Source organism: Massilia aquatica, from assembly GCF_011682045.1.
GTDB lineage: Bacteria > Pseudomonadota > Gammaproteobacteria > Burkholderiales > Burkholderiaceae_D > Telluria_A > Telluria_A aquatica.
In genome coordinates this window covers 70107-96019 of the sequence record NZ_VVIW01000022.1, presented here as the reverse complement: position 1 = coordinate 96019, position 25913 = coordinate 70107, and the positions used below count along the sequence as shown (strand labels likewise).

Genomic DNA, 25913 nt, shown 5'->3' with positions numbered 1-25913 from the left:
TTGGAAGATCTATTACCGTATTACGAACGCGAACTGGGATTTTTGCGGCGCTATTCGCGCGAATTCTCCGAACGCTACCCGAAGATCGCCGGGCGCCTCCTGATCGCCGGCGAGGTGTGCGAAGATCCGCACATCGAACGCATGATCGAATCGTTCGCGCTGCTCAATTCCCGCATCGCCAAGCGGCTCGACGACGACTATCCCGAATTTACCGAAGCCCTGTTTGAAGTGCTGTACCCGCACTACCTGCGCCCGTTTCCCTCGTGCTCGATCGCGCACATGGATTTTTCGGGCGTGGCCGCGCAGCTGACCACCGCCACCGCGATCCCGCGCGGCACCCAGCTGACCACGCGCCCGGTGCGCGGCGCTTCCTGCACCTTCCGCACCTCGTATCCGGTGACGGTGGCGCCGGTGGCCCTGTCGGGCGCCACCTTCGCGCCGATCATCGACACGCCCGAAGCGATCCGCCCACCGGTGGGCGCTACCTCGAGCCTGTCGCTGACCATCACCAGCATTTCCGACCAGGTGACCCTGGCCAACCTGGGCCTGGGCAAGCTGCGCGTGTTCATCGACGGCGAGCCCTCGTTCTGCGCGGCGCTGCGCGACGCGCTGTTCATGCGCAGCGTGGCCGCCTACGCCGAAGGCGACAACAGCGGGCGCTGGATGGCGCTGCCGGCCATTCCGATCCTGGCCGCCGGTTTCGAGGAAAATGAATCGCTGATCGACTTCGAAGCGCGCTCGCATTCGGCCTACCGCCTGCTGACCGAGTATTTCTGCTTCCCCGAAAAATTCAACTTCTTCGACATCGACCTGGCCGCGCTGACCTCGGTGCTGCCGATGGGCTGCCGCTCGATCACCCTGCACCTGGCGCTGTCGGGCATGCGCACCGACTCGAACGCGGCGCGCATGCTGGGCACCCTGACCACGAATAACGTGCTGCTCGGCTGCACCCCGGTGGTGAACCTGTTCCGCCAGCGCGGTGAACCGATCCGCCTGACCCACACCACCGCCAGCTATCCGGTGCTGGCCGACGCGCGCCGCGCGTTTGCCTACGAAGTGCAGTCGATCGACTCGGTCAAGCTGGTGCGCCAGACGCCGCAGGGCGAATCGATCGTCGACTTCCGCCCGTTCTATTCGCTCAAGCACGGGCAGACGCCGGAAAAGAAGGGCCACTACTGGGTCATGCGGCGCGATGAAACCATCGCCGAGAAAAGTCCCGGTTTCGAAACCGAGATTTCGATCGTCGACATCGACTTCGACCCGGCCGAAGTGGAAACCGACACCCTCAGCCTGGAACTGACCTGCACCAACCGCGACCTGCCGTCCTCGCTGACCTACGGCCTGCGCGGCGGCGACCTGTTTTTGGAGGGCGGCTCCACCGTGCGCCAGGTCAGCTTCTTGCGCAAACCGACGTCGTCGCACCGCTTCGAGCGTGGCCGCGGCGCCCACTGGCGCCTGATCTCGCACCTCTCGCTGAACCACCTGTCGCTTGCCGACGGCGGCCTCGATGCGTTCCGCGAGATGCTCACCCTGTACGACCTGCCACGCTCGCCGTCCTCGCAGCGCCAGATCGGCGGTATTGCCGCGGTCGGGTACAAGGCGGCCAACACCTGGCTGCCGGGGAACCCCTTCGCCTGCCTGGTGCGCGGCATGGAAGTGCGCCTGACGATCGACGAAGAAGCCTTTGTCGGCAGCGGCATCCACGCCTTTGCCCACATCATCGACCGCTTCCTCGGCCTGTACGTGCATGCCAACAGCTTCACCCAACTGGTGATCGTATCAAATAAAAATGGAGAAGAGCTATTGAAATGCTTGCCACGAAGCGGCGATTTGAGCCTGCTGTAATCGAGCGCCTGTTCGAGGAACCGTACCGCTTCCAGTTCTTCCAGGCGGTGCGCATGCTCGAGCTATGGCTCAAGCGCCACGGCTCGCCGCAGCAGGGCGCGATCGCCAATTTCCTGCGTTTCCAGAACTCGACCTCGCTGGCGTTTCCGCCGAGCGAACTTGAAAAGCTGGAACCGGTGCCGCGCGAACTGCCGCGCCAGGCCAGGTCGCTGGGCGAAGCGCTGCAATCGAACACGCTCAAGTACATCCGCATCACGCCGGCCTTCATGGGCCTGCTGGGCGTGTCGGGTGCGCTGCCGGCCCATTACACCGACCGCATTTCGGCCCACATCATCTATAACAAGGATGAAGGTCCGCGCGCCTTTCTCGACACCTTTTCGAGCCGCTCGGTGGCGCTGTTTTTCGAAGCCTGGCGCAAGTACCGGCTCGAACTCAAATACGCCATCGACGGCAAGGACAGCTTCCTGCCGCTGCTGCTCTCGCTCGCCGGGGTCGGCAACGACAGCCTGCGCCACCGCCTCAACGATGAACTCGGGGGCGGGGTGCTGGACGAGTCGCTCGGCTACTTCGCCTCGGCGCTGCGCCACCGGCCGCCGTCGGCGGTGCAGGTCGCGCGCGTGCTGTCCGAGTATTTCGGCAAGCGCGTCAGGGCCGAACAGTTCATCGGTTGCTGGTACGAGGTGCCGACCAGCCAGCAGACCATGCTGGGCGCGGCCAACTCGATGCTCGGCGCCGGCGCCATGGCCGGCGAGCGCGTATGGCAGCGCGACCTGCGCCTGCGCCTGGTCATCGGTCCGCTCGACCATGACAGCTTCAACTCCTTCCTGCCGGGCGGGAAGGCGGCGCGCGCGCTCAAGAGCATGGTCACCATGTTTACCGGCGTGTCGCTCGAATACGAAGTCCAGCTGGTGCTGCGCGGCCCCGACGTGCAGGGCATGCAGATGGATGCCGCCGCTACCCACGGGCGCCTGGGATGGGACAGTTTTCTGGTCACCCAGGCGCTCCAGGAAGACCGCAACGATGTCCGCTACGATATACACGCGCTGTGATTGACAAAACGAACACCAATAAAAGGAACCCTGCATGAGCATCAACCTGAAAACGCTGATCGGCAAACTCAACGAAACCAGCCGCACCGCCGCCACCCGCGCGGCGGGCATCTGCGTCTCGCTCGGCCAGTACGAAGTCGACATCGAACACCTGTTCCTGGCCCTGCTCGAGCAGCCCAAGAGCGACTTCGCGCTGATCTCGCGCCAGTGCGGCATCAGCGCCGGCATGCTCGAAGCGGACCTGCAGGCCGAAGTGGCGCGCCTCAAGGCGGGCAACTCGCGCACGCCGGTGTTCTCGGTGCGCCTGCCCAAGCTGTTCGAAAACGCCTGGCTGATCGCCTCGCTCGATATTCAATCGGGGCGCGCGGCCGAAATCCGCAGCGGCCACTTGCTGCAAGCGCTGCTGACCGATCCGGAACTGGCGCAGCTGGCCTTCCGCGGCTCCAAACTGTTCGCCAAGTTCGACGTCGAACAGATCAAGCATAACCTCGACAAGCTGGCCGCCGGCTCGCAGGAAGCGGTGGCCGCCCAAGCGCCGGGCGCGGTGCAGGACGGCGAAGGGCATGACCCGGTCGGCGACATGACCGCCAAGGCCGCCTCCAAGACGCCGTCGCTGGACCAGTTCACCACCAACCTGACCGAGCGCGCGCGCGAAGGCAAGGTCGATCCGGTGATCGGGCGCGACACCGAAATCCGCCAGGCCATCGACATCCTGATGCGGCGGCGCCAGAACAACCCGATCCTGACCGGTGAAGCGGGCGTGGGCAAGACCGCCGTGGTCGAAGGCCTGGCGCTGCGCATCGCCAGCGACGACGTGCCCGACGTGCTCAAGGGCGTCGAAATCCACACCCTCGACATGGGCCTGTTGCAGGCCGGCGCCAGCGTCAAGGGCGAATTCGAGAACCGCCTGAAAAGCGTGATCGACGAAGTCAAGAAAAGCCCGCACGCGATCATCCTGTTCATCGATGAAGCGCACACCATGATCGGCGCCGGCGGCGCCGCCGGCCAGAACGACGCGGCCAACCTGCTCAAACCTGCGCTGGCGCGCGGCGAACTGCGCACCATCGCCGCCACCACCTGGGGCGAGTATAAAAAATACTTCGAAAAAGACGCGGCCCTGGCGCGCCGCTTCCAGGTGATCAAGGTCGAAGAACCGAGCGAAGAACTGGCCTGCGCCATGTTGCGCGGCATGGCCCCGCTGATGGAAAAGCACTTCGGCGTGCGCGTCTACGACGAAGCGATCACCGAAGCGGTGCGCCTGTCGCACCGCTACATCATGGGCCGCCAGCTGCCGGACAAGGCCATCAGCGTGCTCGATACCGCCTGCGCCAAGGTCGCCCTGGGCCAGAACGCCACCCCGGCGCTGATCGAAAACCTGGCGCGCAAGCTCGAACGCATCGACATCGAAGCCGGCGCCCTCAAGCGCGAAGAAAGCGCGGGCGGCTCGCACGTGGCGCGCCTGAAGGAACTGGCGGCGCAGCGCACGGCCGCCGCCGAACAGCACAGCGCGCTGGCGGCGCGCTGGGAACAGGAAAAGCAGCTGACCGAAAAAATCATGGATGGCCGCCGCTCGCTGGAAGAAGCGGGGCAGAAGGACGCCAGCAAAAGCAAGGTTATCCAGGCATTGATGACCGAATTGCGCACCCTGCAAGGCGAGACGCCGATGGTGCCGGTGCAGGTCGACGGCCACGTGGTGGCGGAGATTGTCGCTGGCTGGACCGGCATCCCGCTCGGCAAAATGGTCAAGGACGAAATCAAGACGGTCTTGAAGCTCAAGGACTTGCTCGAAGAGCGCGTGCTGGGCCAGTCGTACGCGATCGAAGCGGTGGCGCAGCGCGTGCGCACTTCGCGCGCCAACCTCGATGACCCGAACAAACCGAAAGGCGTGTTCCTGTTCGTCGGCCCGTCCGGCATCGGCAAGACCGAAACCGCGCTGGCGCTGGCCGATGTGCTGTACGGCGGCGAACGCAAGATGATCACCATTAACATGAGCGAGTACCAGGAAGCGCACAGCGTCTCCGGCCTGAAAGGCTCGCCACCTGGCTACGTCGGCTACGGCGAAGGCGGCGTGCTGACCGAAGCGGTGCGCCGCAATCCGTACAGCGTGGTGCTGCTCGACGAAGTCGAAAAAGCCCACCCGGACGTGATGGAGCTGTTCTTCCAGGTGTTCGACAAGGGTGTGATGGACGACGCCGAAGGGCGCGAGATCGACTTCAAGAACACCATCATCATCCTGACGTCGAACGTGGCCTCGAGCGCGATGATGCAGGCTTGCCTGAACAAGACGCCGGAAGAAATGCCGACCCCGGAGCAGCTCGAAGACATGATTCGTCCGCACCTGATGAAGCAGTTCAAGCCGGCCTTCCTGGGGCGCCTGAAGGTCATTCCTTACTACCCGCTGGGCGACGACGCGCTGGTCAAGATCATCGAACTGAAGATGCGCAAGATCGCCCAGCGCATCGCGGCCAACCACAAGGCCGAGTTCACGTACGACGAAGCGCTGGTCGACGCGGTGCTGGCGCGCTGCACCGAAGTCGATTCGGGCGCCCGTAACGTCGACAATATCCTCAACGGCACCCTGCTGCCGGAGATCGCCGAAACCGTGCTGGCCAAGATGGCCGAAGGTGCCGCGATCGCCAAAATCAAGGTCAGCGCCGACAAGAAGGGCCAGTTCAAGTACACCATCAAGTAAGCTGCCCGGCCGGGATGCGCCAGCGGCGCGTCCTGGCCGGCGGGTGGCCGGCGCCTCGGCGGGCCGGCCGCATCCATTCCCCCATCACTTTCTCGGAACGCGCGTCTGTCAACAGCGTCGCGCGTGGTGGCGCTCGTCGCCTCGGTCCTCACGGCTTGATGGGCGGCAGAGCATGGCGTCGAGTGCCAGCGTCAGCGGGGCGCCGGATCGGGAATGGCCAGATTGGCGCCGGGCGGGCAATCGATGATGCAAAAAGGCCTGGCCCGGTTGGCGGCACGTTCGGCCGCGCTGTTGGCATGTTCGTCGGCGGGCATGTCCACGTCGGCGGGAACCGTGTAATTGAAAGGCAGCGCGGGTTCGCCATGGCGCGCAAAGGCTGTCTCGGCGGGCCCGAACATGCGTCCTGCGTAAGGTTTGGCAGGTTCGGCGTGCAGCGCCTTGATCCCGCGCCATTGCGGCTGCAGGTTGATGGCGCTGGCGCAGCTTTGTTCCGCTTCGCCCGGACACAGCGCCTTGAGACTGCTGTGATAGTAGCTCAGGAACAGCCAGCGCTGGCGCAGGCGCTTGGCCGGGTCGTCCGGCGCCAGGTAGGCGCCGCCGCCTGCCAGGAACACCCGGTCGCCGGTGCGCTTGCCGGTCTTGGGACTGATGGCAAAACCGCGCTTGTCGAATTTGACGATGAAAAACACGCTGGCGAACTGCTTCGGCTTGACCAGGTAGGGCGAGCGTGGCACCGCGTTGTAGAGGTCCGTGGTTTCTTCGCTGCCCGATCCTTCGCTGGCGAGGTACAGCCAGTAGCGAAACGGCCACGGTTCGACCGGCAGGACTTCGCGCGGGCCGGTGAAGCTCCAGCGATCGACCCAGGTATCGGCGCCTTCGACACGGCAGCGCACCCGTCCCGCCGGGGCGGCCATGCTGATGCAGGCTTCCCAGTTGCCGGAGCTGACATCGAGCACCCGCGCATCAAACAGTTCCCGTACCGGCTTGGTGTCGTCCTTGTTGGCATACATCGGCAGCCAGTTCTTGCCGGGGAAGACAGGCACTAGCAGGTCGTTGCCGAAGTTGGAATACACGCCGCCGGTGACGCTGCCGGCGCCGCACGCTCCGGCCGCGCCGAGCAGGAGGGCGGTGGCGAGGGTGCGCGCCGCGCGCCGCTGTGGATGAATGATGGTCATGGTGTTGGCTCGCTTGCGATCAAAGATCGACATTTTTTCTGGTGTTTTTCGAGGGCGATGCCGGCGTTGGGCGCGTAAAACGTCCCCGCTCCGCTGTACCACGTCATGCCCTCCGTGGCGTCGAAGTATGCCGGAAGCGCGAAACCATACACCGTAAAGATGGCTTGCGCGTGGTCTCCGCCCGGCATGATCTGATAGGGCGAGCCTTCGCCAAGCCGGATCAAGGCGGCCGAGAACAGCATCATCGCCAGCGTGAAAAAGAACCCCTCCCATCCGAACCGGAAACCGCCTTGGGTGTGCATGACGATCGCCGTGATGAGCGCGGAGGCGATCCAGATGCCGAAAATGAGCCGCCACAGCCCGCGCTTGTTGCTGCGCACGCGCGCCAGCGGGCCGGAGTCGGCGCCGGGCGGCAGCAGCATCATCTTGTCAGCATCGCGGATCAGGCCATGCAGGTGCAGATGTGCGCCGCTCTTCGCGACCACGGCGCGCACGCGGTCGCCCTCGACCAGTGCGCAGGCGTTGTCGAACATGCCAAATAACAGCGAGCCGTCCAGGCGCGCGATGAACACGGGTGTGTCATATTCAGAGAGCTCATACATGACGGTTTCTTCCGCCAGCGCCTGGTGCATGCCGGCCGCCTCCCTGCTGTCGCCCGACTGCGCGCGCGGATCGCGCATGTGGCGGGCCAGCGCCTCGAGCAGACGCGTTTTCGATGCTGCGTGGTGCAGCGATGCGAGCGTGCCTTCGACCAGGAACAGTTCCTGGCCCGCATAGGTGACCGTGGGGGAGTTTGACATGCGGATCGTGGGGAAATTGGGTGGGCGCTTGCGGCGTGCACGCTAGCGTGCGCGCTTTGTCGGTTTGTCGTAGGGTGACTTTTCGAGCTTCGAGACCAAGGCCAGCTTGTCGTCATCCCAGCGAAAATGGTAGATCCCGCGCTTTTCCGCGTCCTCGCCCAGGGCGCCGACCACCACCAGCAGCTTGCTGTCCCTGCGAAAGGTATACGTGTCTTGCATGCAGTCGATGTCGAGCTTCTTGCACAGGGTCGGCGTGAGGTTGTTCACGTTGGCCTGCACCAGATTGATTTGCTCCGGCGCGTGGATGCGGCCATTGCGCAGGTCGACGATCAGCGACTGATGGCATCCGGCGCCGCAGCCGCCACGGTGCACAAACAGGTAATGGCCGGCGAACAGGCCTTGTTGCGATTGAAGCTCGCGCCGGATCGCCTCCATCCACGCCGCGTTGGTCGCGGCGTCCGCGCCCGCCAGGCGTTGCGGCAGCACCGGGGTGAAGCGCGCTGCCGGTTCGGCCGGAAAATCCTTGAATTGCGCAAGCTGACGGTGGCGGACATCATCGTCGCAAAATTCCCAAGGGTAGAGGTGATCCCCGTCGTCCTCGTTGCGGTTGCACGACTGGGCCAGCGCCGCGCCCGACGCTGCCAGCAGCGTCAAGGCGCACAGCGTGGCCCTTGACATGCGGCCGTTTCTCAATCGTCCTGCGGCGGCTTGACGCCCAGCAGCTCTTCGATGTGGGCCATGGCGCCGGCATCCTTGACCACCGAGCGCAGCCAGACGTGCAGGTCGGTGCCGGCGGCGTCGGCCGCCTTGTCGGCGAAGTACGAGGCCGGGCTGTGCGGCTCGGTGCGGCGGAAAAATTCGGCCACGTTGCGCAGCTGGGTCACGGCCTGGTCGCGCGTGCGGATCACGCCCGGTGGCCCGGACGGCACCGCCACGCCGCCTTGCGGGCCCTGGTCATTCTGCGGCTCGCTATAAGCATAGTCGGCGCTGTCGGCCGGCTGTTCGGCCTCGACGGCGGCGGACGCGGACGGCATCAGGGTGACCATGTTTTGCAGTGCTTCGCGGGCGTTGGAAAAACCCGGGCTGTCGTGCCCGAGACGGGCGTCGGCTGCCTGTTCGAACAGCTTGAGTCCATCCAGGCAGTACTGGGCGTCGGCGGTGAAGGTCTCGCGAAAGCGCGCCGAGTTGGCGCTGCGCGCTTTTTCCAGGTCGGCCAGCTTGAGCGGCGCCGGTCCGCTGCCCGGATTGGTGTGGCCGTTGCTGTGGCTGCCGCTGGGGGCGGGCGCGTTGGCCAGCTTGCGCGCCACTTCGAAGTCGATGATGGTGTAGCCGCGGTTGCCTTCGGTGACGCGCGTTTCACGCACCAGGGCCGGCGTGCGGCCGAGGATCCACGACAGGTTGCCGATGCGCTGGTCCTGGTCGCCGTCCTCGGCTTCCGGGTACAGGCCGAGTTCCCAGTACTGATCGAGCAGGCCGGCGATGACGCGAAAACTCTCGCCCAGGCCGCGCAGCTGGTATTTTTTGGCGGCCGCCTCGGCCAGCCAGACCGCCAGGCGCAAGTCCTTGCTCTGCGTCTCGATCAGGGCGGCGCAGCGCTTGACCACGAATTCCCAGTCCGCTTCCTTGATTTCGGTAACCCATTCGCCCTGGTCGAGCGACGGGTCGTCGGCCTTGCGCGCCAGGTTGATGGCGTCGAGGTCGGGTGAAAACGCCAGGTCCTCGCCGGCCGGGCGGTCTTCGCTGATCGGGGTTAAAAGCTGTTCTGCTGCAAACATGATGTCCTTGTAGTGGGGCGGCGCTTATTGCGCCATCCGGAATTCGATGCGGCGGTTGCGCGCGCGCCCGTCCGAGCTGTCGTTGCTGGCGACCGGGCGGTCGGCGCCCTGGCCGGAGGCGCTGAGCAGTTCGCCCTTGATGCCGGCGCCGATCAGGTAGGCCTTGACCGCGTCGGCGCGCGCCTGGCTCAGGTTCTGGTTAGTCGTCTTGTTGCCCTGGCTGTCGGTGTGGCCGATCACGTCGATCTTGCGGTCGTTGAGTTTTTTCATGGCGGCGGCCATCTCGTCGAGGATCGCGCGCCCGGTCTGGGTCAGCTCGGCCTTGCCGCTTTCGAATTCGACGATGCGGTTGGCCAGGGTGGTGTCGAGCACGCTCTGGTCGGCGGCCGAGACGCGCAGCGTGTTGTTGACCGTGTAGGTCGGGTTCAGGCTGGCGGTGACGCCGGCGCCGATTTTCTGGCGCGTCGCTTCGCTTCCCACTTCGCCCTTGATGCTGACGGTGCTGCCGTCGATCTTGAGCTGGCCGCGCGAGATCGACTTGAGGTCGGGCGTGATCAGTTTCTCCACATAGCTGTTCCAGTTGGCCGGGGTGGCGACCTGGCCGATGCTGATCTGGTCGACCACCATGGCGGCGCCGTAGATGTCGCGCAGGCGCGTCAGCACGGCCAGTTTGGTCGCTTCATCGGGCACGGTGCCCGACACCAGCACCTGGCCGGGCTGGGGAGCGGCGCTCTGGGTCTGGGCGCCGGCATTGACTGCGCCGGCAAGCAGGATGACAAGGGCGAGGAGGTGGCGCATGTTCTAAGATCCGATAAACGCCGCGCGCAACGATTCCAGCGCGGATTTGAGTGACAAATTGGCTTGCGCCAGATAGGTGGACAGTTTCTTGACGGCGTAGTCGGCGTCGGTCTGTTCCTCGACCCATTCGAGCTGGTCGAAGGTGATGTGGCGTTCCAGGCCGGCGCTCGGGTCCATGATCGCCTGCAAGGTCTGCGGCGAGGCGCCGGAAAAGCCGATCACCAGCGCCGGCTTGTTGTTGATGCGGGTCACGAACAGGGCCAGCTCGAAGTCGGCGCGCGCCAGGAACGGGGTAATCAGGTGCATCCAGAAGGCCGCCACCAGGTTGCGGTGGATCGGGTCGAGCGGCAGCGGCAGCACCAGGCTTTTTTCGAGCCGGCTCGAACTGCTGGCCATGACCGGCTGCATCAGCATGCCGATCGCCAGCAGCACCTGGCGCGCCGGACACTCGTAGCCGGCCTGGTGCAGCAGGGCGTCGAGCGCGCCGACCGTCTGCATGTCGAGGAAGTCCTCGAACGCGGCGTCATAGGCGGCCACGCGCAGGTCGACCTCGATCATCTGGGTGGCGGCGGCCTGCAGGGGCGCTGCGGCATCGGCCGCGCCGATCACGCCGGCGCTGAGCGTCTCGAGCCGGTTCCACAGGCGGCTCAACACCAGCGGCGCATCGGGCACAAAGGTGACCGGGTCGGGCACCTCCATCGTGCTCATCATCAGGAACGGGAAGCGCCGGTTCGACTGGTCGCTGCTGGCCACGATATGGCCGGCGATGGCATTCCTGCGGCGCGGGCCGACGAAGGCGAAGTGCAGCGGCGCCACCGCGTCGTAGGAGAGTTTCCAGCGCGCGTCGGCGCTCATCAGGTCCATGGCCTGGGCCAGCCAGTCGTCCAGCACCTGGATCAGGGCCGGGCTGTCGCTGCCCTTGACGAAGTCGCCACGGCTGGGAATCTTGCCGAAGTAGCCGACCGGGACCGGGGTGGCGGTGCGCGTCATGGGCGTGCTCCGCCGGCGGGCGCCGCTGGAGCGGCTGCCGGCGCGGCCGCCGGCACGGTCGAACTGATGATCGTATCCGGCAGGCGCAGGCCCTTGAAGCCGCGGCCGGTTGCCGGCGCCGCTGCCGGGGCCGGCCGTGGTGCGGAGCCGGCCGGGATGATCTTCAGGTTGGAGGTGACCTTGACGCCGTTGCTTTCCCAGCTCAGCTCGAACGCACCGTCATCCTTGCGCTTGCGCTGGGCCGATTCGACCATCTTTTGCAGGCCGTTGCGGCCCGGTTCATTGAGCAGCACCACCGTCTGGCCCTGCGGCGTGATGGCGGTAATGCGCGAGCCCGGCGTGCCCTGCGGGTTCGGCCAGACCATGCGCACGTACGGCTGCTGCTGGCCTTTCCAGCGCAGCGACTGGCCATCGATTTCGATGGTGAATTCGGTCGCGCCGACCGAGCCCAGCGCTTGCAGTTCGAACTGGGTCTGCGCTTCGGTGGCGGCGCTGGCGGTGGCGGTCGCGTTGGCCACGCCGCCGGCCGACAGCGGGGCGATCCAGCCCGGGAAGCTGCTCACCGCCGAAGGCGACAGGCCGACTCCCATATTGGCCCAGGTGCGGGCCGCGACCACGTCGCCGCGGCGCACCACGAGCGGGCCGATGGTGGTGTCGAAGAACTTGGCGATGACGCCGGACGGGCCGAACACCAGGCCGATTTCTTCGTTGGTCGCTTCCGAACGCGAGTCGGACGAGAACGGATACTTGCCGACCAGGTTCTGGCGGAAGGGCTGCAAGACCTGGGCCGCCCAGACCTTGTCGATTTCGGCTTCGGTCGGACGCACGATCACGGCGAAGGTCTGCATCAGCGGACGCACCAGGATCGGGCGGATGGCCTGCTTCTGGATGTCGGTCATGCCGGTGAGCATCTGTTCGTCGACATACTTGAGCGCATCGGCCAGTTCCGAGCCGCTGCCTTCGAGGGTCTGCTGCATCAGCTGCTTGGCGCCCGGACCCGGGTCGCCCTGGTTCTTGATGGTGTTGAAGCGGCTGCGCAGTTTCGACAAGTGTTCCATGTAGCCGCGCATCAGCGAAGCGTCTTTTTCGCGGGTCACCACCAGCCGCGCCACGCCCGAGAACTCGCGTCCGATCGGGCCGAGCGGCAGGTTGGCGGGATTGACCGCGTTCTGGTTTTGCGGCACGTTGACCTGGATCTGCGACGGTTTGCGGCGCAGTACCACTTCCTTGAGCCAGGTCATGAAGTCGCGCTTGGCGCTGGCCATGCCGGCGTCGGCCAGGGTCGGGTTATCCCACGAGGTCTGTTCGGCCACGGTACTGATCAGCTTGTGGATCGGCGAAGTCTGCGGGTCGCCCAGGCGGTTCATGGCGGTGACCGCCGCTTCGAAGCCGTTCAGGTCGCGGATGGTCACGCCCTGCACGAACTTCTGCCATTCCTTGGCGTAGTCGGTCTTGTACATCTCGATGAGGGCCTTCTGGATCTGCTCCGGGCTGCCTTCGAGGGTCAGGTCGTTGGTCGAGGCGGTGCGCAGCACCCAGTCGGCGCTTTGCAGTTCCTTGTTGGCGGCATCCTTGAACGCGGCCTTCACGTAGCCTTCCCAAGCTTCGCGCGTGAAGCTGCCCGGCACCGAATAGCTGCCCAGCACCAGATCCTTGTCCTGATCGCCGACGATGCGGCCCACGGTGGCCGACGGGAAGCGGGTGGCGGCGCGCGCCTTGACGTCGGCGTACACGCGTTCGCGCGCCGGCATGCCACGCACCACCAGGCGCAGGGTGTCGCGGGTCTGGTCGACCAGGGCCAGCTTGTTTTCGATCTGCGGCCACGACACATCCTGCATCTGCGCCAGGTAGAACGAGATGGTGCGCTCGGCGCTGCGGATCATTTGTTCGCGCGGCATGGCGCCGCGGTTGGCGTCGAGCCAGCCGCGCCAGAAGCGGGTCAGCTGGTCGTTCAGGTGGCCGCCTTCGAAGCGCGATTTGTCGGCCAGCATCAAATACGTCTTGAGCGCGTTGTAACCGTCTTCGGTGCTGGTGGGCGAGGCATCCTGGAACTGGGTGCTGGCCGGCGCCGTGCTGGCCGTGGCCGTGGCCGCAGGCGCAGCGGTGCCGAGTGCGCCGGCGACGGCAGCGCGCACGCCGCCGCCCGGTGCATCCGGCGCGACCGGACGCACATTGCCCTGCAACTGGCCGGAGTTGCTGTTGACTTCGGCGAGGAAGGTTTCGAGCGAGCCGGCGACCGGCTTGAGCATGATTTCGCGCACGCCGTTGAAGTATTCTTCACGCAGCTTGCGGTCAAGCATTTCGCCCTGGTACAGGCCGAGGCTGAGCGACAGCGGACGGTCTTCGCGATAGCGTTCCAGCTGTTCAATGCGGTCCTGCAAGATCTGCAGCGCTTCGAAGCGCGATTGCAGGTCGATCTTGTTGGCCTGGAGCTTGACCACCTGGTCCAGATCGGCCTGGACGTTCTGCACCAGCTGGCGGTTGCTCATGTACGACCAGCTCCAGCCGCCCAGGGTCAGGCCGACCACGGCGGTGGCCAGGAAGAAGGCGGCGTAGCGCATGCGCGTCTTGTTCGGACTGGCGTACTGGGCGACCAGGTCGCGGTCGGCGAAAATCACGTTGCGGAACAGATTGAGCAGGAAGAAGCCGCTCTGGGTCTGGGTTTCGGCGTGGTGCTGCGGTTGCAGTTTAATGTCGAACAACTGCGCCACGTGCTGGGACGAGGCCGAAATCGATTCGCCTTCCTGCAGCGCGCTGGTGAAGTAAAAGCCGCGGAACACCGGCTTGAACTGGAACGGGTTTTCCTCGAACAGGGTGGCGATGAAGGTGCGCAGCGGCTGCTTGATGGTGGAAAACTCGAGCGGGAAGGTGAACACGCCCGGCGGCATGCGCTCGCGCCACTGGAGCGCCATATTGGCCGCGCTCAAGTCTTTCAGGCCGTCGTACAGCTCGTCGAAGCGGGCGTCGAACTGGGACAGCGCTTTTTCGCTGCCGGTGGTGTGGCTGTAGGGCAGGGTGGCGCCCCAGACGCGGTCGCGTTCGGCGCGTTCGGTATCCTGGAAGAATTCGTTAAAGCCGGCGATCAGGTCGGCCTTGGTAAATACAACGTAGACCGGCGCGTGCACTTCGAGGCGCTCGGTCAGTTCCTGCACGCGCATGCGCAGGTTTTTCGCCAGGTTGATGGCGAATTCGGGACGGTTGCCGGTCAGTTCGGCCACGCTGACGGCGATGATGATGCCGTTGATTGGGGCTTTTTTACGGTATTTTTTCAGCAGCGACAGGAAGCCGAACCACTCGGTGCGGTCTTCGTCGACCACCGAGTAGCGCCCGGCGGTGTCGAGCAGGATGCCGTCGGTGGTGAAGAACCAGTCGCAGTTCCTGGTGCCGCCCACGCCCTGCACGATCTGGCTGTCGGCAAACGGGAATTGCAGGCCGGAACTGGCGATCGCGGTACTCTTGCCGGCCGCCGGATTGCCGATGATCATGTACCAAGGCAATTCGTACAGGGCCGCGTCACCCGACAACTGGCCCAGCTTGGAGCCCTTGATGGTGGCGATCGCATCGAGCATGCGTTTCTTGATGGTTTCGTGTTCCTGGCGCTGGGCCGGATCGGCGCGCACCGGCGACTGGGTCACCTGCTGTTCGAGCATGTCGCCCAGGTTGCCGGCGGCGCGCTGGCGCCGGTGGCGGCGCCACAGCCAGACCAGCAAAGCGAAGAACAGCGCCACGCCGAGCACGGCCAGGGCGTACTCGATGGGGAGGTCCAGCACTGCCGCCCCGATCAGCAAGATGGCGGCAAATGCCACCCACCCCACCACGATCAGGGTGCGACGGCTCGTCAGGAACTGCCAGATTGATTGCATCATTATCAGAAACTCAGTTTAGAAAACATGTACATCAGGACCGTCGCGGGCCGGATCAGGCACAGCGACGGAGAGAAATTCATTGCTCAGACATTGTCAGACATACTTGTCAGACATACTACAGGGACATTCCGGAAACACGCCCGATGTCAGGCGCCGGTCAACGGCGCTTCATGACACCCGGCAAGCGCAGTTCGGTATGACCGAAATCCATCATTTTCCAGCGTCCGCCCCAGGTCAGCCCGAGCGATTCGGCGACTTCGCCGTACAGCTCATAGCCGCGCATGGCCCAGGGATCTTTTTCCGAAATTACAATTTTACCGTTACGCACGAACGCGCAGTCGGCCGCCAGGCCGTACTGGTGCCAGCTCTGGAAGGCGGCGGCGTTGGTGACGGACGAGCCCATCGCGGCCAGCTTGTTCTGGCGTTCCGGACTGCGATAGCCTTCCAGGATCGCCATGTCATAACCATGCCGTTCTTTCATTATTTTAAACGCTTGGAGCAGGCGTTGGGTGTACTGCGGATTCATCAGTGCCCAGTCGCGGCTGGCCGAGACGATCATCGGGCGCTCCTGTTCGACTTCCACGGTGGCAAACAGCATCGGCGGCAGGGGCGGCGGCGGCACCAGGTTTTCGCCTTCCAGCAGGCCGGCCACCTGGGTATCGACCTCGCGCGTCGACTCCACATAGCCACCCAGCGACGAGCCGCCGGAAAACAGCGCGATGAGCGGCGGCACCGAGACCAGCACCAGCCCGCCGATGACCAGCAGATAATGACGGCGCAGAAAATTGCCTGCTTCGTGAGCAGATGCACTGCTTGTCTGTCGTATTGCTGCAACACTCTGTCCCCTGACGTGCTCCGCCTTGCCGAACCAGCCGCGCAGGCGCGCGCCGGCACGCGCCAGCATGCGCAGCGCGAACGCGCGCCCGGCCGGAAACAGCACCAGGAAACTGATCAGGCACGCCAGCAGGAAATACAAGGCTACTGCAAGGAACAGCACGGGGACCTCATCGGGACATTTAAAACAAAAAGTGCGATACTGACACAAAGGATTGCTTGGAAGTATATCTTACTGTAATGGCAATCCGACATAGGATTTAACACTCTTTTGTGTGAAGAAACGCACTGTTGACATGGTAAAAAAGCTTCACGTTTTTTTTGAATAGCGTAAAGTTATGTAGAGATCAACAAGGAGCACCCTTTGCAACATCGTGAAGATCAGCCGCCAGCCTATAGTCGGCCCAGTTTACTTTCTACCGAGCAACAAGAAGCAGCGGCGCGCGCGAGTGCGCAAGCGCGCCAGGCGGCACAAGCGGCGGACAGCGCCGCCCTCAAGGCCGACCAGGACAGGCGCAGCAAGAAAGGCTGGCTGGCCGGTGGCGCCGTGGTGCTGGCGCTGTGCGCCGGCGGCGCCGGCTGGATGGTGCTCGACGCCGGCAAGCCGGCCGAGCTGACCGTCGCGGCGGCCCGGACCGAGGCGGCCAACCATGATGCGGCCACCCCCGACGCGGCGGCGCTCAAGCCGGCCGCTTTCGCCACGCCGGCCGAGTCCGGATCGGATGTGTCGGCCGCCGCCATCCTCGAGCACGGTGCGGCGCCGCCCGCCGCCGCCAAGGGGAAGTCGCTCAAGGACATGCTCGACGCCCCCCGCACAGCGGCGGAGGAACTCGACCAGCTGCTCGCCAGCAGTCCGCCGGAAACTGCCGCGGATAGCGCGTCGCATAGCGCGCCGCATAGCGCATCGGGTAGCGCGCCGTTTTTGTTGAAGGGCGATGCCAAGCCGGCGCCACGCGAGCAAAAGGCCGCCCTCGCCAAAGAAGGCGTCAAAAAATCCGTGCCCCTCGCCAAGGCGGTCCCGGCCAAGGCAGCGCCGGCCGACGATGCCAGCCTGCTGGCCGCGCTGAAGGCCCATTCCAAGGAAGGCGGGGCCGCCAAGGCCAGCAATACCGGCGCCGCCCCCACTTCCCTGAAGCAGTGCAAGCAGCTCAACGCCGCCCAGGCCGAGCAATGCCGGGTCAGGCTGTGCGCCGGCAGCGCCAAGGACGATCCGCAATGCCGCTCGCTGCGCGCGGCCAAGCCCGAGGCGGACTGAGCGACCATGCCCCGCCTTGGCGCACCAGGGAGGCGCGCCAAGGCGGGGCGCCGCCGGGCCGGGCGCGACAGCCCTCGTCGCCGCGCGGATTTTGCTTCACAATAAGGCCTCATTCATCTGCAGGAGCATGACATGCTGAACAAGATCGTTTCCCGCCGCACGCTGCTGGCCGGTGCTGCACTGTGGCTGCTGGGAACATCCGCGACGATGGCCCAGAGCGACAAGGTGCTCGATGTCTACATCTTCAACTATTCCGACCGCACCTTGCTCGATGTGTCCATCAACGGCGTGCGCATGGGCAGCCCCGGGCCTTATCCGTACAGCGGGCGCCGCAACAAGGTCGGCGTTCGCCTGAACGATGGCGCGCAGACAGTGACCTGGCGCGTGGGCGGCAGCGAAGGGCAGGAAGCGGGGCCGGTGGTGCGCTCGTCCAACACGCCCAGCATGGGTGAGATTCCGTCCGATGCGCGCTATCTGTCGATTCATATCTATCCCGATTCCACGGTTGAATTCAATTTTTCGCGCCGGGTGCCGGTGCTGAGCAAGCGCGGCGAAAGCATCGACGCCGACTACCGCCGCCGCAAGGCCGCGCAAGCGGAATCATCGTGAGCCCGACCGCCATCGTCGCCGTTGTCAGCGGCCACACGCAGGGCCTGGGCGCGGCACTCGCCGCCGGGCTAATGGAACGCAACATCGCTGTGCTGGGCCTGGCGCGCGGCACGGCGCCCGCGCTGGCGGAACGCTTCGGGCCGCTGCTGAGCGAAGTCCAGCTCAACCTGTCCGACAGTGAGGCGCTGGGCGCCTGGCTGGCCACGTCCGCCTTGCGCGAGCATGTGGAAGCGCGCACTCTGGTGCTGCTGATCAATAATGCCGGCACGGTCGAACCGGTCGGCGCGCTGCACCAGCAGGATGTGCTGGCGGTGGCGCGGGCGGTCGCGCTGAACGTGGCGGCGCCGCTGATGCTGGCCGCCGCCGTGGTCGCCGCGGCCCCCCACGCCGAGCGGCGCATCGTGCATGTGTCGAGCGGCGCCGCGCGCAATGCTTACACGGGCTGGAGCGTGTACGGGGCCACCAAGGCCGCGCTCGATCATCATGCGCGCTCGGTGGCGCTGGACTATCCCGACGCGCCGCGCACTGGCGAGGCCGGCGTGCGTATCTGCAGCCTGGCGCCGGGTGTGATCGACACCGCCATGCAGGCGCAGATCCGCGCCACGCCCGAGAGCCTGTTTCCGCAGCGTGCGCGGTTCAGCGCCTTGCAGCAGGATGGCGCTTTGACCTCGCCCGAGCAATGCGCCGCCGGCATCATCGACTACGTGCTGGACCAGCACTTCGGCAGCGTGCCGGTCGACGATCTGCGTACTGCTGCGCGCCAGCAATAGCGCCGGCCGGCCTGCGCCGGATAAACACGTGGCAGGTGCTCAACAGGAATCAACAGACCTTGTGCGTCAATCCGCCCATGGAACGCCTGCGGGAGCGGGACGCGCGCGCAGAGTGCATCAACATTTTCGCTTGACGGTGGCGATATAGTGAATCGGACAAAGCCGGGTGATTGCCCGGCATGGCGTCCTTTGCAAACTGTATTTCACCAGGAGAATGGATATGCATGCTCATACCCTTGCCACGATGACCCGCAGGGCGACCAGTCAATGTCGGTCGGATCCGGCAGCGCGGCGTTGGCGCGCGCTCGCAGTCGGGATGGTGCTGTTTGCCGGTTTGTTTCATGGACATATTGCGGCGCAGGGTTTTCCGTCGTCCAATGATAAGGTGCCCGCCGGCTGGAACGGTCCCGTTTTCAAACTCAGCCAGGATTATCCCACCACGCTGGCGGACGATGCCTTGCCTTGGCGCGACATCGATCCCACCGTGGAACCGGAGCGCTTTGGCCGGACGATTTACAACTACGTCCTTGAGGGCAATACGGAAGTCGACTGGGACGTGCGCGCCAACAAGGTTCGGACGTGGTATCACGCGCCGTGGATGCATTACGGCGATACCGGTCGCGAGTTCATCCACGGTTTGACCAGGGAACGCACGACGCCGCGGCCGGCCACCGCCGGGAAGGGCGAACTCGGTCCGGCCCAGACCCGCTGTTTCCAGAACTGGGCGGTCGGTTTTTACAATCCGCCGGGAGGGTACCAGGTCGGAAAGATATGGCAGCAAGCAAGCAAGCCGAATCCGGGCTTATCGCAATTTCCGAACGGCACCGTCATCGCGAAGCTCCTGTTCACGACGGCGCCCGATTCCGAAGTGCCTTATCTCAAGAACACGTTCGAGTGGCGCGCGAACATTCATGTTTTCAATGGCGTCACCTGCCCCAACGGGGCGCTGGTCCGGCAACCGCAGACGGTACGGCTGATACAAATCGATCTTGCAGTCAAGGATGCGCGGGCGGCGGACACGGGATGGGTGTTCGCCACGCTGTCGTACAACGGCATGCGTGCGGGGGCCACGCCGTGGGAGCGGATGGAACTGGTCGGGGTGATGTGGGGCAACGATCTGGCCAAAAAACAGCAATGGATCAACAGTGCCAACGGGACGCCCCAGCATCTTGGGGCGGAAGGCCGCCTCAATGGACCGGTTGACAACCCGAGGTCGTCCTGCATTTCTTGCCATGCGACAGCCCAGACGCCCTCGCGATCGCCGCTGATTCCGCCCTCGCAAGCCGATGCGCCGCGCTGGTTCGCCAATTATCCCGGCAGCCGCGCCTTCGATGCCGGCGCCATTCCGACCGACTATTCGCTGCAAATCGCCATGGGCATCCAGAACCTGAACCGTTCGAGGACGCCGGTGCGCAGCGCGGCGAACAAGGATCCGTCGCCGCTCGTCATCTCGGCGGAAGACGTGAAGCTGATGAACAGGGCCTTCGATTCGGGCAGGGATATTCCACTGCCGATCGTCATTGGCAAGAACCTGGAATATCCATTCGGCCGCTGAGCGATGGGTCCGCGCCCATATCGCTAGACCACATCGCTAGCCGGTATCGCTGTCCACGTAAGCCTGCTCACGCTGGAGCAGGCTGTCGGGCAGCTGCACGCCGTCGCGGCGCGCCACGGCGAACATCGCGCGTTCGGTGTAGCCGCCGTGCAGGCCGCCAGCGCGGTCGCGCACTTGCCAGTCGACCAGCTCATCGTAGCGGCAGCGGTAGATGCGTTCGAGCCGCCCCCGGTGGGTTACCGGCGGCGTGACCAGGCGGATGCCGAGTTCGTCAGGACCGAGTACTTCCAGCACTTCCGCCCATAAATATTCCACCCGCGCCGAACTGCTGACGAAGCGCAGCTTGACCAGCGCGTTGTCGTACGGCTTGCCGAGCAGCGCCCGGAACCGGTCCAACCCGGCCTTGGCCTGTTCCTTGGCGGCCTGCATGAGCGGGTCGTCCGCATGGGTGGCCATGGGCGGAAAATCCGGTACCGGGTAGCGCCAGCGCGTGTACAGGCACAGGCACAGGAGGAGGGCGAGCGCGACAATGATCGCAAGTTCGGTATCGATGGACTGCATGGGGCACCTGTTGGCAATGGCTATACAGTGATTGGAGTGGCGCCGTTCCAAATCGTTCCGCAGCCAGTTCACGGCGCGCGCAAAAAGCACGCGCGACGCGTGCTCTATTGCCACCCGGAATGCTTTTCATTGGTCGCGCTGCCGCATGCGAGCTTGCTGCAACGCGCCATCGCGGCCGCTGTTGTTGCATTTTTAACTCCTGACAAAGTCTCGTTGACATTGAAAAACATTGAGTGATATATTTTGCTCATTGATTGGGAGCGTTTCCAATCCGTCGGAAATGCCGCGAGAGCCGATCGTGGCTGTGTCATCCGGGTCCGGGCAGCAGGCAGTAGTGGAGTCAAGACGCGGCGCCGGCCATGGCCGCGTACTAAAAACGATAATCAAAAAAATCAAGGAGACGCAATGTTGTATCCGAAGACAAGAAGGACCCTGGTCAGCCTGGCCGTTGCCAGCGCCTGCGGGCTGATCGGCATGTCCGCCCATGCCCAGGCACCCGCACCGGCACCCAGTACCGAAAGCGACAAGGAAGTCATTCCCGAGGTGAAGGTGACCGCGACCCGCTACTCGACCTCGCTGCTGAAAACCCCGCTGGCGGTCACTGCCTACAGCCAGGACAACCTGAACCGCATGGGCATCACCAGCGCCAAGGACCTGGCCAGTGAAATTCCCAACGTTACCTTCCAGGCCACCGGCGACTCCGCCGTGCAGATCACGATCCGCGGCATCACCTCCTCGAACACCACCGAAATCGGCGATCCGGCCGTCGGCTTTCACGTCGACGGCCTGTATTCGCCGCGCCCGCAAGGCGCGCAGGCGCTCATGTTCGACGTCGAGCAGGTGGAAGTCTTGCGTGGTCCGCAAGGGACCTTGTTCGGACGCAATTCCACCGGCGGCAGCGTCAACGTCATCTCGGCCAAGCCTGACTTCACCGGCAACTACGGCAAGGCCGAGATCGACATCGGCAATTACCGCAAGAAACAGGTCAACCTGATCCAGAACATCACCATCAACGACCAGCTGGCGCTGCGCGCCGCGTTCTCCAAGGTGACCCGCAACGGCTGGGCCAAGCAGATGTCGGACACGCGCGAAGCGAACGTACCGGCCAAGGGCTGGATTCCGGACGGCATTCCGGACATCGACCAGCGCTACAACCACCCGGTCAGCGCCAGGGATTTCTATACCAACCAGGACGAGTACGCGGCGCGCCTGGCGGCAAAGTTCAAGATCACACCCGACCTGACCCTGAACGCCGCCTACGAGCTGTTCCAGGACAATGGCGCTGGCAACACCAGCTTCCGCGACTGCGAGCAGGGCGCCGGCACGCGCTACGCCTGCAGCGGCGGCCAGTGGGACCTGCTGGTCAACGTGCCCGGCAAGACCGACATGACGATCAAATCGCTGCGCGCCGGGATCAACTGGAACGTCAACAAGAACACCAGCGTCGACTACAGCTTCATGCTGGCCAACCAGCAGCGCTCGCAGCTGTATGACGCCGACAAGGGCCTGACCTCGGCGCTGCCGTTCCAGGTGACGGCCGACTACCCGAACCGTCCGGACGCGGCCAACTGGAGCACCTGGCCGCTGGACGACCGCTACCAGGCCACCTGGGACTCGAAATACAAGTCCTCGGTGCAGGAACTCCAGCTCAAGCAGCAGTTCGACACCCTGCAATACGTGGCCGGCCTGTTCTGGATGCACGAGAAAAACCAGATCAACTACGAAGTCGTCGACTTCTTCCGCAAGCCGCACGGCATCGCCTCCGGCGCCTTCTACTCCCAGCCGGACCGCCAGGTCGACGCCAAGGCCGTGTTCGCGCAAGCCGACTGGAAATTCGTCCCGAGCTGGACCGCCACGGCGGGCGCACGCTACAGCGTCGACAGCAAGGAAGACAAGAACGGCCTGAACCTGGGCGGCTGGGCCGGCAATACCGCCTTCTACCGCGGCCAGTACAACGGCGGCACGCCGAACACGCCCGGCTACCGCTTCCCGCAGGCAAATGACCTGAAACCGGGCATGGGCGGCAGTGTCGACGCGTATTCCGGCTATCCGCGCCCCACCGCCAACGACCACAAGGAAGAATGGAAAAAAGTCACTTGGCGGGTCGGCCTGCAAAAGCAGGTGAGCGAGAACCAGATGGCCTATACGGCCCTGTCGACCGGCTACAAGGCGGGCGGCTTCGGCGACAAGGTGGACAGCTGCAACAACAAACTGTGCGCCGACGGCAAGAAGGGCGTCGAAACCTTCCTTCCTTACAAGCCTGAACTGGTGACCAACCTGGAGCTGGGCTACAAGGGCAAGTTCCTGGAAAACCGCCTGAGCGTGTCGGCCGTGGCCTTCATGATGCGCTACAAGGACCAGCAGCTGACCAACACCTATTTTGTCTCGAAGGTCATGCCGGACGACGGCAAGCCGTGCGCCAGCGACCAGCCCAAGTGCGATGTGTACGAAACCTGGCGCACCATCAACGTCGGCAACACGCGCATCTCGGGCGTCGAAGTCGAGTGGGACTACAAGCCGTGGAAGGGCGCCAAGGTGGGCGGCGCGTTCTCCAACCTGAATACCTCGATCCGCGACTACGGCGCCTACAACGACGACTACCTGTGCGACGAGCGCATCGAGTTCAACCAGGAACGCTGCCCGGCCCCGTTCACCGGTGCCGGCACCGACAACGGCAAGCGCCTGTACGACGTGACCAACAACCGCCTGCCGAACGCGCCCAAGTACACCTTCATGCTGCACGCCTCGCAAGCCTTTGTGCTCGACAGCGGCTACAAGCTGACCCCGTACTTCAAGGTCAACTGGCGCGACAAGGTGTATTTCGACGTGCGCAACGACGAATTCGCGCATATCGGGCGCTTCCAGAAGGCCAACGCGGTCGGCGACGCCTCGTTCCGGGTTGACGCGCCGAACGGCAACTGGCACGCGGAACTGTATGTGCGCAACGTGTCCGACAAGCGCGTCAAGACGTCCGGCGGTAGCGGCCTGGGCGCGCAGATGATCGCCGGCTACATCGAACCGCGCATGTTCGGCTTGCGCGCCGGGATCAACTATTAAGTAACAACGTACCCGGCAAACAAACCGGCACAACCGTTTGGCGAGCCCCGCGTGCCGCAAGGCGCGCGGTGGACCGGTGTGGCCTGTCCCCGGGCCACACCGGTTTTTTTGCCTGCTGTATATGTCAATTGCATATCGACCGGAGAACCAGATGACAGAGCACCGCATCAAACAGATCGTGATCGTCGGCGGCGGCACCGCCGGCTGGATGAGCGCCGCCGCACTGGCGCAGCTGCTGCCCGTGGGCCATGAATACCGGCTGATCGAGTCGGACCAGATTTCCACCATCGGGGTAGGGGAGGCCACCATCCCCAGCATCCGCAATTTCAACCTGCACCTGGGCATCGACGAGAACGATTTCATCCGCGCCACCCAGGGCACCTTCAAGCTCGGTATCGAATTCGTCGACTGGGGCCGGCAGGGCAGCAACTACATCCACGGCTTCGGTTCGGTCGGACGCGACCAGCCGACCGCCAATTTCTTCCACTACTGGCTCAAGATGCACCAGGCCGGCCAGGCCGCGAGCCTGGAGCCGTACTCGATCAACAGCATGGCCGCGCGCCTGGGCAAATTCAGCCGCGGACGCCCGGACCTGCCCAATTCGCCGCTGGCCGACCTGTCGTACGCTTTTCATTTCGACGCCGGCCTGTACGCGCGCTACCTGCGCAGCTACAGCGAAGCGCGCGGGGTGCGCCGCACCGAAGGGCGCATCGTCGAGACCGTGCTGCACCCGGATGGATCGATTTGCGCGCTGCTGATGGAAAACGGCGAGCGCATCGACGGCGACTTTTTTCTCGATTGCTCCGGCATGGTGGGCCTGCTGATCGAGCAGGCCTTGCACACCGGCTTCGACGACTGGAGTCACTGGCTGCCATGCGACCGCGCCATTGCCGTTCCCTGCGAATCGCACGGCCCGCTGGCGCCGCTGACGCGCTCGACCGCGCACACGGCCGGCTGGCAATGGCGCATTCCCTTGCAGCACCGCACCGGCAATGGCCATGTGTTCTCAAGCAAATTCATGAGCGCCGACGAAGCCCAGGCCATCCTGATGAACAATCTCGACGGCCAGCCGCTGGCCGAACCGCGCCTGCTTAAATTCACCACCGGCAAGCGCAAGCGCGCCTGGAACAAGAACTGCGTGGCGATCGGCCTGTCGGGCGGCTTCATGGAGCCGCTGGAGTCGACCAGCATCCACATGGTCAAGACGGCGCTGATGCGCCTGATCAGCTTTTTCCCGGACTGCGGCTTCGACCAGGTCGACATCGACACCTTCAACCGCCTGTGCGACAAGGAATACGAGCAGATCCGCGACTTCCTGATCCTGCACTACAAGGTCGGCACGCGCGACGATTCGGCCTTCTGGCGCTATTGCCGCGACATGGAGGTGCCGCTCAACCTGCAGCGCAAGCTGGCGCTGTACGCCAGCCACGGGCGCATCCTGCGCGAGAACGAGGAGTTGTTTCCCGAGGATAGCTGGTTGCAGGTGATGCACGGGCAGGGCTTGCGCGCGCGCGGCTACAATCCGGTGGTGGACCAGCGCGCGCCCGACGAGATCGCCGACTTCCTGCACGGTACGCAGGCGGTGATCCGCAAATGCGTGAACGCCATGGACAGCCACGAGCAATTCATCAAGGCCAACTGCCAGGCGGCGCCGCTGCGGCGCGCGGCGTGACGCGGACGTAAAAAAACCGGCGCGCAGCCGGTTTTTTTTGCATGCCAGAACAGCTTAGAACGAGAAACGCAGGCCGGTCGAAATGACCTTGACCTTGAGCGAACCGCCGCCCTTCGGCTGGGCCATGTTGCCGTAGTTTTCGATTTCGACGTAGGCAGCCAGGTTCTTGGTGACTTCGTAAGCGGCGCTGACGCTCAGCAGGGTATCGGTCTTGGTGTCCTTGAGGTCGCCACCTGGCAGGTTCATGCGCGCGCGGTTCTTGGCCACACCCAGCTTGCCTGTCAGGGACAATTTCTCGTTCAGCGCCAAGGTGGCGGTGCCAGCGGCGTAGAACGAGCGGCCCTTGACGCTGATGCCGGTATTGCCCGCTTCAATTTCGCCCAGGTCGGAATAGCCGGCTTCGATACCGAAATTCTTGTCGAAGTTGTAGCCGGTGAAGATTTTGATGGCAACGTCGCTGTCCTTGTACGAGCCAATGCTGTTAACCGCAACTTTGTGCTCGGCGCGGCCGACGCCGCCGCCGATGTAGGAGCCTTCGGCATGGGCTGCCAGCGGGAGGGAAGCGACGGCCAGCAAAGCGAGAGCGAGAGTGTTTTTCACGTGAAATCCT

General features: G+C 64.5%; 20 protein-coding genes. 10 read left to right on the top strand and 10 right to left on the bottom strand.

Annotation, left to right across the window (positions count from 1 at the left end):
- The 3 genes from tssF to tssH are packed head-to-tail and all read left to right on the top strand — an operon-like array spanning nt 1 to nt 5586.
- Nucleotides 1-1845 carry a type VI secretion system baseplate subunit TssF gene (tssF, locus tag F1609_RS26725; RefSeq protein ID WP_167079728.1) on the top strand — a complete coding sequence of 615 codons (1845 nt, stop codon included), beginning with the start codon at nt 1-3 and terminating at the stop codon, nt 1843-1845.
- Nucleotides 1809-2894: a type VI secretion system baseplate subunit TssG gene (gene tssG, locus F1609_RS26720; protein WP_167079726.1), complete on the top strand. Its 1086-nt coding sequence runs from the start codon at nt 1809-1811 to the stop codon at nt 2892-2894. Before tssF ends, tssG begins: the two co-directional genes overlap by 37 nt.
- 34 nt (nt 2895-2928) lie before the next feature.
- Nucleotides 2929-5586, top strand: a complete 2658-nt coding sequence (gene tssH / locus F1609_RS26715; protein WP_167079724.1) for a type VI secretion system ATPase TssH — start codon at nt 2929-2931, stop codon at nt 5584-5586.
- Nucleotides 5587-5777: 191 nt separating this feature from the next.
- On the opposite strand, the gene F1609_RS26710 is transcribed toward tssH, so the two are convergent.
- The 8 genes from F1609_RS26710 to F1609_RS26675 all read right to left on the bottom strand — a co-directional run bounded on the left by F1609_RS26710 (nt 5778) and on the right by F1609_RS26675 (nt 15987).
- Nucleotides 5778-6761: a hypothetical protein gene (locus F1609_RS26710; protein ID WP_167079722.1), complete on the bottom strand. Its 984-nt coding sequence runs from the start codon at nt 6759-6761 to the stop codon at nt 5778-5780.
- A complete protein-coding gene (locus F1609_RS26705; protein WP_167079720.1) occupies nt 6758-7561 on the bottom strand; it encodes a hypothetical protein in 804 nt (267 codons plus the stop codon). Before F1609_RS26705 ends, F1609_RS26710 begins: the two co-directional genes overlap by 4 nt.
- Nucleotides 7562-7603: 42 nt before the next feature.
- On the bottom strand, nt 7604-8239 hold the full coding sequence (locus tag F1609_RS26700; protein WP_167079718.1) for a hypothetical protein: 636 nt from the start codon (nt 8237-8239) through the stop codon (nt 7604-7606).
- An 11-nt stretch (nt 8240-8250) separates the two neighbouring features.
- On the bottom strand, nt 8251-9336 hold the full coding sequence (tssA, locus tag F1609_RS26695) for a type VI secretion system protein TssA (RefSeq protein ID WP_167079716.1): 1086 nt from the start codon (nt 9334-9336) through the stop codon (nt 8251-8253).
- Nucleotides 9337-9360: 24 nt separating this feature from the next.
- The gene (locus F1609_RS26690) at nt 9361-10134 is read right to left on the bottom strand and encodes an OmpA family protein (protein WP_167079714.1); all 774 of its coding nucleotides are present in this window, start codon (nt 10132-10134) and stop codon (nt 9361-9363) included.
- 3 nt (nt 10135-10137) lie between these two features.
- Entirely contained in the window at nt 10138-11124 is a 987-nt protein-coding gene (gene tagF, locus F1609_RS26685) for a type VI secretion system-associated protein TagF (protein ID WP_167079712.1), read from the bottom strand.
- Nucleotides 11121-14987, bottom strand: coding sequence for a type VI secretion system membrane subunit TssM (gene tssM / locus F1609_RS26680; RefSeq protein WP_167079779.1), 3867 nt, complete (start codon nt 14985-14987; stop codon nt 11121-11123). The genes tagF and tssM overlap by 4 nt, the downstream gene beginning before the upstream one ends.
- A gap of 160 nt (nt 14988-15147) precedes the next feature.
- Nucleotides 15148-15987 (bottom strand): M15 family metallopeptidase, encoded by an 840-nt coding sequence (locus F1609_RS26675; protein ID WP_188130285.1) that lies wholly within the window; start codon nt 15985-15987, stop codon nt 15148-15150.
- A 201-nt stretch (nt 15988-16188) separates the two neighbouring features.
- On the opposite strand from F1609_RS26675, the gene F1609_RS26670 reads away from it, so the two are divergent.
- From F1609_RS26670 to F1609_RS26655, 4 genes are all read left to right on the top strand, one after another.
- Entirely contained in the window at nt 16189-17079 is an 891-nt protein-coding gene (locus tag F1609_RS26670) for a hypothetical protein (RefSeq protein ID WP_167079709.1), read from the top strand.
- A 132-nt stretch (nt 17080-17211) separates the two neighbouring features.
- Nucleotides 17212-17688 carry a hypothetical protein gene (locus tag F1609_RS26665; RefSeq protein WP_167079707.1) on the top strand — a complete coding sequence of 159 codons (477 nt, stop codon included), beginning with the start codon at nt 17212-17214 and terminating at the stop codon, nt 17686-17688.
- Nucleotides 17682-18458 carry an SDR family oxidoreductase gene (locus F1609_RS26660; RefSeq protein WP_370661682.1) on the top strand — a complete coding sequence of 259 codons (777 nt, stop codon included), beginning with the start codon at nt 17682-17684 and terminating at the stop codon, nt 18456-18458. Before F1609_RS26665 ends, F1609_RS26660 begins: the two co-directional genes overlap by 7 nt.
- Before the next feature lie 220 nt (nt 18459-18678).
- Nucleotides 18679-20013: a cytochrome P460 family protein gene (locus F1609_RS26655; protein WP_167079705.1), complete on the top strand. Its 1335-nt coding sequence runs from the start codon at nt 18679-18681 to the stop codon at nt 20011-20013.
- 36 nt (nt 20014-20049) lie between these two features.
- Here F1609_RS26655 and F1609_RS26650 read toward each other — a convergent pair whose 3' ends face one another.
- Nucleotides 20050-20574 carry a DUF2314 domain-containing protein gene (locus F1609_RS26650; protein ID WP_167079703.1) on the bottom strand — a complete coding sequence of 175 codons (525 nt, stop codon included), beginning with the start codon at nt 20572-20574 and terminating at the stop codon, nt 20050-20052.
- A 36-nt stretch (nt 20575-20610) separates the two neighbouring features.
- Here F1609_RS26650 and F1609_RS26645 point away from each other — a divergent pair, with 36 nt between their 5' ends.
- The 3 genes from F1609_RS26645 to F1609_RS26635 all read left to right on the top strand — a co-directional run bounded on the left by F1609_RS26645 (nt 20611) and on the right by F1609_RS26635 (nt 25303).
- The gene (locus F1609_RS26645) at nt 20611-20811 is read left to right on the top strand and encodes a hypothetical protein (RefSeq protein ID WP_167079701.1); all 201 of its coding nucleotides are present in this window, start codon (nt 20611-20613) and stop codon (nt 20809-20811) included.
- A gap of 168 nt (nt 20812-20979) precedes the next feature.
- A complete protein-coding gene (locus tag F1609_RS26640) occupies nt 20980-23631 on the top strand; it encodes a TonB-dependent receptor (protein WP_167079699.1) in 2652 nt (883 codons plus the stop codon).
- A gap of 151 nt (nt 23632-23782) precedes the next feature.
- A complete protein-coding gene (locus F1609_RS26635) occupies nt 23783-25303 on the top strand; it encodes a tryptophan halogenase family protein (protein ID WP_167079697.1) in 1521 nt (506 codons plus the stop codon).
- Between the two features lie 54 nt (nt 25304-25357).
- Here the strand turns inward: F1609_RS26635 and F1609_RS26630 are convergent, their stop codons facing one another.
- Nucleotides 25358-25903 carry a porin family protein gene (locus tag F1609_RS26630; RefSeq protein ID WP_167079696.1) on the bottom strand — a complete coding sequence of 182 codons (546 nt, stop codon included), beginning with the start codon at nt 25901-25903 and terminating at the stop codon, nt 25358-25360.
- Nucleotides 25904-25913: the final 10 nt, after the last annotated feature.

Bases quoted from the DNA above. Each gene is read 5' to 3' on its own strand.
- tssM (WP_167079779.1), bottom strand. From the start codon at position 14,987: ATGCAATCAATCTGGCAGTTCCTGACGAGCCGTCGCACCCTGATCGTG.
- F1609_RS26700 (WP_167079718.1), bottom strand. From the start codon at position 8,239: ATGTCAAGGGCCACGCTGTGCGCCTTGACGCTGCTGGCAGCGTCGGGC.
- F1609_RS26690 (WP_167079714.1), bottom strand. From the start codon at position 10,134: ATGCGCCACCTCCTCGCCCTTGTCATCCTGCTTGCCGGCGCAGTCAAT.
- F1609_RS26665 (WP_167079707.1), top strand. From the start codon at position 17,212: ATGCTGAACAAGATCGTTTCCCGCCGCACGCTGCTGGCCGGTGCTGCA.
- F1609_RS26705 (WP_167079720.1), bottom strand. From the start codon at position 7,561: ATGTCAAACTCCCCCACGGTCACCTATGCGGGCCAGGAACTGTTCCTG.
- F1609_RS26655 (WP_167079705.1), top strand. From the start codon at position 18,679: ATGCATGCTCATACCCTTGCCACGATGACCCGCAGGGCGACCAGTCAA.
- tagF (WP_167079712.1), bottom strand. From the start codon at position 11,124: ATGACGCGCACCGCCACCCCGGTCCCGGTCGGCTACTTCGGCAAGATT.
- F1609_RS26710 (WP_167079722.1), bottom strand. From the start codon at position 6,761: ATGACCATCATTCATCCACAGCGGCGCGCGGCGCGCACCCTCGCCACC.
- F1609_RS26640 (WP_167079699.1), top strand. From the start codon at position 20,980: ATGTTGTATCCGAAGACAAGAAGGACCCTGGTCAGCCTGGCCGTTGCC.
- tssA (WP_167079716.1), bottom strand. From the start codon at position 9,336: ATGTTTGCAGCAGAACAGCTTTTAACCCCGATCAGCGAAGACCGCCCG.
- F1609_RS26635 (WP_167079697.1), top strand. From the start codon at position 23,783: ATGACAGAGCACCGCATCAAACAGATCGTGATCGTCGGCGGCGGCACC.
- tssH (WP_167079724.1), top strand. From the start codon at position 2,929: ATGAGCATCAACCTGAAAACGCTGATCGGCAAACTCAACGAAACCAGC.
- F1609_RS26650 (WP_167079703.1), bottom strand. From the start codon at position 20,574: ATGCAGTCCATCGATACCGAACTTGCGATCATTGTCGCGCTCGCCCTC.
- tssG (WP_167079726.1), top strand. From the start codon at position 1,809: ATGCTTGCCACGAAGCGGCGATTTGAGCCTGCTGTAATCGAGCGCCTG.